Origin of the sequence: Enterovirga rhinocerotis, assembly GCF_004363955.1 — a bacterium.
GTDB classification, from domain to species: Bacteria; Pseudomonadota; Alphaproteobacteria; order Rhizobiales; family Beijerinckiaceae; genus Enterovirga; species Enterovirga rhinocerotis.
The window spans coordinates 2,271,196-2,278,802 of record NZ_SNZR01000011.1; the positions used below are offsets into that span (position 1 = coordinate 2,271,196).

The window sequence follows — 7,607 nt, forward strand, 5'->3', positions numbered from 1 at the left end:
GGAGAGCCTCCAGCATATCGTCATAGGGCGGCCGCGAGCAGGCCGCGCAGCATCGCGCCGCGATCGGGCAGCGGCGGCGGATCAGCGGGGATCGGGCTGCCGGAACGCTCGAGGCGGTAGAGCCGGTAGCTCACGCGCCCCTCGTCCAGCGCGCGGTACATCGGCGTGCCGGGACCCGCGCGATAGGTATCGAGAAAGGCTGCCAGCTCCGGCGTCGCATCCGCGAGCCGATCGAAGACCGTGTCCTCGGCCCCGGCCCCGGCCTTCCGGCCCCTCAGCACGCCCGCCGTCAGGTCGCGCTCCTGCCGCAGGATGAAGCCGTGCGCGGCCCACCCCTCCCGCATGGCAGGCTCCGCCTCCGCCGGCACGAGATCGGCCAGGACGAGGCAGCCGTCCGGCCGCAGGACGCGCCGCACATGGCGCAGGAAGGCCGGAAAATCCGGATAGGCGCAGGAGCTTTCGATGTTCACGACGACGTCGAAACTGGCGTCGGGATACGGCAGGCGGCAGGCATCGCCGCGCTGGAAGCGGGCGGAGGCGAGGTCCGGATGGCGCCGGCAATGCGCGATATTGGCCTCGCCGATATCGAGGCCGGACAGCGAGCCGCAGGCGAATTGCCGTGCCAGCACGACCAATGCGCCGCCGCGCCCGCAGCCGACGTCGAGAACGTCCGCATCCTCCGGAACGGCCTGTCCCAGGACCTCGAGCACCAGGCGCCATTGCGGCTGCTGCGGGTGATGCGGCGGCGGCGCGAAAGCGGCCTCGCCGACCTCGCCCACATCCGGGACATAGCCCCAGTTCATGAACAGTGCCTGTCCGGCCATCCCGCGCGCGGAGAGCAGGCGGTCGAGCTCCGCGTAGACGCGGGTGTTGATCTCGAGCATCGCGTCCGGCGTCGGCGCCTCGTCCGGAGGCGGGGACGCAACGGGCGGAACCGGCGCGGTGGGCGCGGCGAGGCCGATGCGGCCCGGCGGCCAGGGCGGCGCGAGAGGCCGAAGGGCCGGCGGTCCTGCCGTCTGTCCGGCGATCTGCCAGGCGCGCGACACCTCCATCAGCGCGGCGGGCGATTGCCGCTCGGCGTCCGGACCACCGCCGATTTCGCGCGCGAAATCGGCGAGCGCGACCGCGACGGCTCCGGGCAACGCCTCACGCAGCGCCGCCCGTCCCGTGAGGGGAGCTGCGGCCTCCACCGCCAGCATGGGCGAATCGAGATAAGCCGCCGCTTCGGCGGGTCCTTCCTCGTCCAGCAGGATCGAACAGGCGCCATCGGCGTAGCCGGGCACGTAGAGCGGACGGCTTCGCACGACCGGACCGAAGCTGCTCGCCAGGGAGAGGCTGCCTTCGGGACCGCCGAGGACGATATGGTGCATCGCCAGCGAATGCTGGTCGGCATCGCGGGGGTCGAGATAGGATTGAAGGCGCAGCCCGAGCGGGAGGCCGCCGGCCGTGCCCTCCAGCACGGCGAAGGGCTGGCCTTCGGCCATACCGGCCGGCCGTTCCAGCCTGAAATCGCCGAGGCCGCCGAGGGCGCGGGCCAGGACGTCCAGCGCGGAATAGAGCAGCTGGCGGCTCGTCGTCAGCTGCGCATAGGCCGGCATGCCCTCCTCGCGCGGGACGTCGCGCCAGGCGCGCGCCGCGGCGATGAAGTGCCGGGCGGCGGGAAGATGCGGATAGACGCTGTTGACGTGCAGGCGGACACCGCGCCGGGCCGCGAGGTCCAGCAGGCGCTGCAACTCGGCGGGATGCAAAGGGTGCTCCATCAGCACCGGGAGCCCGGCCTCCAGGAAGGCCGAGGCGAGCGCCGTCCCGCTTCCGCCGGAGGCCGCGGACCGCACGACGACGGCGGCCGCATCGCTCGCCGCCACCGCCTCGCTGACCTCCTGCCAGAGCGGCACGCCGAGATGCGCCGCGAGCCGGCGCGCGCGGGCGCTGCCGCGAGCCAGCACGCCGCTGAGGACGATGCCGGGGACGCCATCGGCCAGCGCCTTCAGATAGACCTCGCCGAAGCGGGCGCCGCAGACCGCGAGGCGCAACGGACGCATCACGCCGCCTCCCGGCCGTCGCGCAGCAGGCCGGCCAGTTCCTCGAGGCTGTCGGCCCCGAGCGCCGTCTCGGCCGGGAGCGCGATGCCGAGTTCACGTGACATTCGCTCGCCGAGATCGAGGAACATCAGGGAATCGACGCCGAGCTGGATCAGCCCAAGCCGGGGATCGATCTCCTCGGCCGGCCGGCCGACCAGCCGCGCCAGCGCCTGCCGCAGCCAGGCCAAGAGGTCCCCGGGATCCCCGGCTGCCACAGCCTGCTGATCCTCGACCGACGTCCCGGCCGCAGCGTCGGCCGCCTCGCCGTTCAGCAGGGCGGCGGCTCCGGGATCGGCCGCGACGAGCAAGGCGGCCGGCCAAGCCAGCGCCCGCCCGAGCGCGGACAGACCGGCCGCGTTGTCCAGCCCCCGCGTCAGGAAGCGATCGGCGAGCGCCTGATGCTCCTGGCGCAGCGCCTCCCGCCAATGGTCCCAGGCCACGGCCGTCGCCCGGGTTCCCTGCGCGCGGGCGACGGCCGCCAGCGCCTCCAGCGCCGCGTTGACGCCGGCATGCGCCCCCTCCCCCTGCGGACCGAGAGCGGCCGCGAGCGAGGAGAAGACCACCATGCGCGCCTCGGGGAAGGGCCGCAGCGCTTCGAGGATCGCCTCGGCCGCGTTGAGCTTGACCGCATGGACGGCCCCGACCTCGCTCCAATCCTGCCGCTCCACCAGCCCGTCCCGGACGATGCCCGCCAGGTGGAAGACGGCCGCCGGGCGCAGGCCCCGGTCCGCCAGCGCAGCGAAACCCGCGGCCACGGAGTCGCGCGACGTGCAATCCACGTCTGGGACAACGTGGATGGTCACGCCATGCGTCGTCTCCGCGGCGGCGAGGGCGGCCGCCTCGTCCGACCGAGGCTCCCGATGCAGGAGCAGCGCGATGTCCCGCACCCCCTGCCCGCCGAGCCAGTCGACGAGCAGCCGGCCGAGGCGCGACAGACCGCCGGTGAGCACCACGCAGCCTTCCGGCAGGCTCCAGCCCATGGCCGCATCGGCCGGCAAAGCCGCATGGCGGCGACGCAGCATCTGGCCGCGCCTCAGCGCGGCGGCCGGGGCCGGACCGTCCTCCACCCCGGCTCCGGCGAGCAGCAGAGCGAGGCTCGCCGGCGACAGATCCGTGTCCAGCAATGCAATCCGCCGGTGAGGCATCTCCCGAGCGAGGGACAGACCGGTGCCGAGCGCCAGCGCGGACAGCGCCGAGGCCGAGAGGAGCGGCCCTTGCGCCTCCGTCGCATCGCCCGGCAACGTCAGGGCCCGGCGCGTGACCAGCTGGACCCGGCACGCCTCGCCGCCCTGCCGCAGGGCTCGTGCGAGGCCGTGCAGGGCCGCATGCAGGGGCTGCAACCTGTCCGCCGGCTCACCGTCCTCTGCGACGAGGTCGGTCGCGAGCACCAGGACCTGCCCCCTTTCAGGCAGGCGCAGCGATCGATCGGCCGGGATGTCGAGCAGCGTGACCTCCCTGCCCTCGCGGAGAGCGGCCTCCTGCAAGGCTTCGGTGAGCGGGGCTCCCCGACGCCCGAACAGCCACAGGGGCTCTTCCGCCGTCGCTGGAGAAGCGGCGCTCACCGCCTCCCAGCGCTCGGCGAAGAGCCGGCCGGCTTCCTCGGCGAGCGGCTGCAGCGGCAACAGGCGTCGCCCGGCCGAGGGAGTGAGCCACAGCAGAGGATAGCCGGCTCCTCCGACCAGGGCCGGACGGCCATCGACCAAGCGGCCGAGGCCCGCGCCGGCCGTCCCGGGCAGCGCCAGGAGGTCGAGCCGGTCCGGTGCTGCGTCCAGCATCGCGGACAGGGCCGCGATCCCCGCGACCAGCCCGGCCGGCGCGGCAGCAGGCGCGTCCTCCGCCGCGTCCGGCGAAGAGGCGGCGGGGACGACACGGGCCTGCGCCACCCGGCGGCCTTCCGCCTCCAGAGACAGCCCGGAACCATCCGCCTCGAGGCGTCCCGTCAGCGGCGTCCCGGCCGGCACCGGCGCGAGGCGCAGGCCGTTCAACGCGCCGGGCAGCAGGCCGGCGGCCAGCGCCGCCTCGGCCAGCGAACCCAACAGCTCGCCCGGCCCCTCGCCCGCGGGCCCCCGCCACAGGGGCGGCGGCCCGCTCGTCGTCACGTCGGTGGCCACGTTCCGGCCCTCGCCCGGCAGGCGCGCGAGGATGATGGCTTCGCCCATCGCCGCGGCGGCGGCCGAACCCTCCTGCGGGAAGGCCGCGACCTCCTGGAACCCCGCGTCCCGCGCCGCGTCCCGCCAGGCGGGGACGGGCGCGAAGAGGCCGCCTCGCGCGGCCTCGTCCTCCACCTCCGGTGCGAGAGCGCCCAGGAACAGGTCGAAGAGCGGCTTCCGTTCCACCAGCTCGCGCAGCAGCAGGACGCCGCCCGGCCGCAGCAGGCGGGCGAGGTTGCGCAGCACGCCGGGAAGCGTCGCGGCGTTGTGCAGCACGTTGGCGGCGACGAGGAGATCGCAGGAGCCGGCGGCGAACCCCTGCGCCAGCACGTCCTTCTCCATGTCGAGCTGCCGGTACTCCATGGCGCCGACGCTCGCGAAACGCTCCCGCGCGCGGGCCAGGAACAGCGGGCCGATATCGGTGAAGACGTAGCGCTCGATGCGCTCCCCGAGCGCGTCGAGGACGGCGCTCGTCGTGCCGCCCGTACCGGCGCCGACCTCCAGCACCGTCAGCGCGCGGTCGGACAGCCTCGCCACCGCGCCGGCGAGCTGCCCGGCAAGGTCGTTGAGGCGGCTGCTGTCGTGATGGCTCTCGTAGAGCGAGGCCGCATCCGACGTGTCGCCGTTCGGGAAGACGAGGCCGAGCGCCGGCAGCTCTCCGGTCAGCACCTCGGCCAGATGCGGCGCGGTGCGGCCGATCAGGGCCGCGAGGCTCGGCGCCATCAGCGGCGTCCCGTCGGGGGCGAGAAGGCCCGGCGGCTCGCCGGCCGGGGCGAGGCCGACGAAGCGCCCTGCCCCGTCTCGCCCGAGCCCGCCCTCCGCCACGAGGTCATCGAGAAGGCGCCCGGTGAGCTGCCGGAAGCGCGGCTGGATGCCGCCGGCCGCCATCGCCGCGTCGAGATCGCGGGGCTCGCGGCCATCGAAACAGCCGAGCTTCTCGAGCGCCCGCGCGACGTAATGGCGATGCAGGGCGGCGACGCCCTCCCGTTCGAGCCGCGCCCGGTCGGGATCGACCGTGAAGGCGGCGGAGGCCGCAGCGCCCGTCGCCAGCACGTCCGCCCAGTCCCCGCCGGACGCTCCGGAAGCGGCGGCTGCCCAGCGATGGGGCCGGGTCAGACAGCGGTTCTCGAACGGCACCGGCGGCAGGCTGACGCGCCGGGCCGAGGACGGCGGCGCCTCCGCGACCAGACCCGCCATCCAGAGGGCGAGGCGCAGGCCGGCTGCGAAGGCGGCGGGATCCGGTTCCGCGAGGTGCACGCGCAGGCAGGCCCGATCGCCGGAGGTCTCCGGCCAGGCCGGATCGGCCGGAGACGGGAGCGCGGCGCCGGCCCCGTCCGCCAGCAGCGCGTCCAAGGCGGCGAGGCCGGTCGAAGCCGGAGCCTCTCCCCGGTCTAGGGCCGCGAGCAGCGCCGCGAGGGCCGGGCCGGCGAGGCCTGCCCGCGCGAGAGCTAACGGCAGTTGCCCGCCGCCCTCCCCCTCGGGCTCGATGCCGGGCTGGGCCAGGAGCCAGCGCGCGAGGGCGATCTGCGGCAGGAGGAGACCGGAGGGCGGCAGCGCCGCATCCTCCGCGTCGGCGCCGAGCCATTGCTCGAGCGCCGGCGGCGGGCCGACCTCCGCCACCAGGTCGCGGAGACCGAATGGCTCGGCTTCCGCCGCCGACCGGAGCCAGGACGCGGCGGCCGCCTGGGTCGTTCCCGTCAGGCAGGGACCGACCGGCGCGTCGCCCCGCAGCAGCAACACCGGCGCGGCTCCCGCCGCGAGGGTCCTCAGCGCCGCGCGGAATGCCGCCGGCCGCGGGGCGGTCAGGACGGCCCGCCAGGGCCAGCGCGCACCTCCCGCGCTGCCGAAGGCCTGGACGAGGCTCGTGGCGAGATCCGCCGCGCCGTCCCGCCCCGCCGCGCGAGAGGCCGCAAGCCGCCTCGCGTAGCGCGCGAGCCCGTCCGGGCCGCGTCCGGGCACGGTCGTCGCCACCGGTCCGCTTCCCGCCGCCTCACGTGGCCGGAGCGGGGCCTCCTCGAGGATCATGTGGCAGTTGGTACCGCCGATCCCGAACGAGCTGACGGCGGCCCGGCGCGGCTCGGTCGCCTCCCACGGCAGCGCATAGGCGGGCAGGAAGAAGGGGCTCACCTCGAGTTCGAGCGCCGGGTTGGGCGTCTCGGCATGGAGGGTGGGCGGAAGAGCCCGGTGGCGCAGGGCCATCACCACCTTGAGGAAGCTCGCGATGCCCGCGGCCGTGTCGAGATGGCCGAGGTTCGATTTCACCGACCCCAGGGCGCAGTACTGGCGCGCCTGCGTGTAGTTCCGCCAGACCCGCGTGAGCGCGCCGACCTCGATCGGATCGCCGAGCGGGGTGCCGGTCCCGTGCGCCTCCATCAGCCCGATGCCGGAGGGATCGACGCCGGCCATGTGCAGCGCCTCGGCGATGACGGCCGCCTGCCCCTCGGGACCCGGCGCGGTGAAGCCGGCCTTGGCGGCGCCGTCGTTGTTGATCGCCGAGCCGCGGACCACGGCCCAGATCTCGTCCCCGTCGGCCTGGGCGTCCTCGAGGCGCTTCAGCAGCACGACCCCGCAGCCATGCCCGATCCCAGTGCCGTCGGCATCGGCCGCGAAGGGCCGGCAATGGCCGTCGCGGGAGAAGATCATGCCCTCGCGGTGGAAATAGCCCAGCGCCTGCGGCAGGGTGATGCCCACCCCGCCCGCCAGCGCCATGTCGCAGGCGCCCTCGCGCAGATGCTCGCAGGCCATGTGGATGGCGACGAGGGAGCTGGAACAGGCGGTCTGCACCGTCAGCGCCGGCCCGGACAGGTCCAGCTTGTAGGCGACGCGCGTCGCCAGATAGTCCTTGTCGTTGCCGGTCAGCGCCTGGAAGTTGCGCGGCGCGGCGATGCCGAGCAGCATCTCCTGGTTCACGCGAAGCCATGTGCTCATCCGGGTCGCGCCGAAGACGCCGACCGCCCGCCGCGCCGGCTCCGCATGGCCCGCCATCTGCAAGGCTTCGGCCGCACAAGCGAGGAAGAGCCGCTGCTGCGGGTCGATCTCCAGGGCCTCCTGGTCGCTGTAGCCGAAGAAGGCGGGGTCGAAATCGAAGGCCTCCTCCAGCATGGCGGCTTCGCCGACGTAATCCGGGCGCGCGGCCGTAGCGGCGTCGATCCCGGCTTCCGCCATTTCCTCGGGCGTGAAGGGGCGGATGCAGTCCTGCCCCTCCACGATGCGCTGCCAGAAGGCGTCCGGCTCCGGCGCCCCGGGCATGCGGCAGGCGGCGGCGATGACGGCGATGGCTCCCTGTCCCTCCTGATGGTCAGGCGTGAGCGGGCGTTCGAACGATACGGCGTCGGTCATGGGCATGGTCATTCCTGTCGGCTCCAAGGGCCCGCCG

The 7,607-nt window shown here is 74.6% G+C and carries 2 protein-coding genes; both read right to left on the minus strand.

Features of this window, described 5'->3' with window-relative positions; translation table 11 throughout:
- Positions 1-20: 20 nt before the first annotated feature.
- Positions 21-2,042 carry a Gfo/Idh/MocA family oxidoreductase gene (locus EV668_RS11465; RefSeq protein WP_133769864.1) on the minus strand — a complete coding sequence of 674 codons (2,022 nt, stop codon included), beginning with the start codon at positions 2,040-2,042 and terminating at the stop codon, positions 21-23.
- A complete protein-coding gene (locus tag EV668_RS25590) occupies positions 2,042-7,582 on the minus strand; it encodes a beta-ketoacyl synthase N-terminal-like domain-containing protein (RefSeq protein WP_133769865.1) in 5,541 nt (1,846 codons plus the stop codon). The genes EV668_RS11465 and EV668_RS25590 overlap by 1 nt, the downstream gene beginning before the upstream one ends.
- Positions 7,583-7,607: the final 25 nt, after the last annotated feature.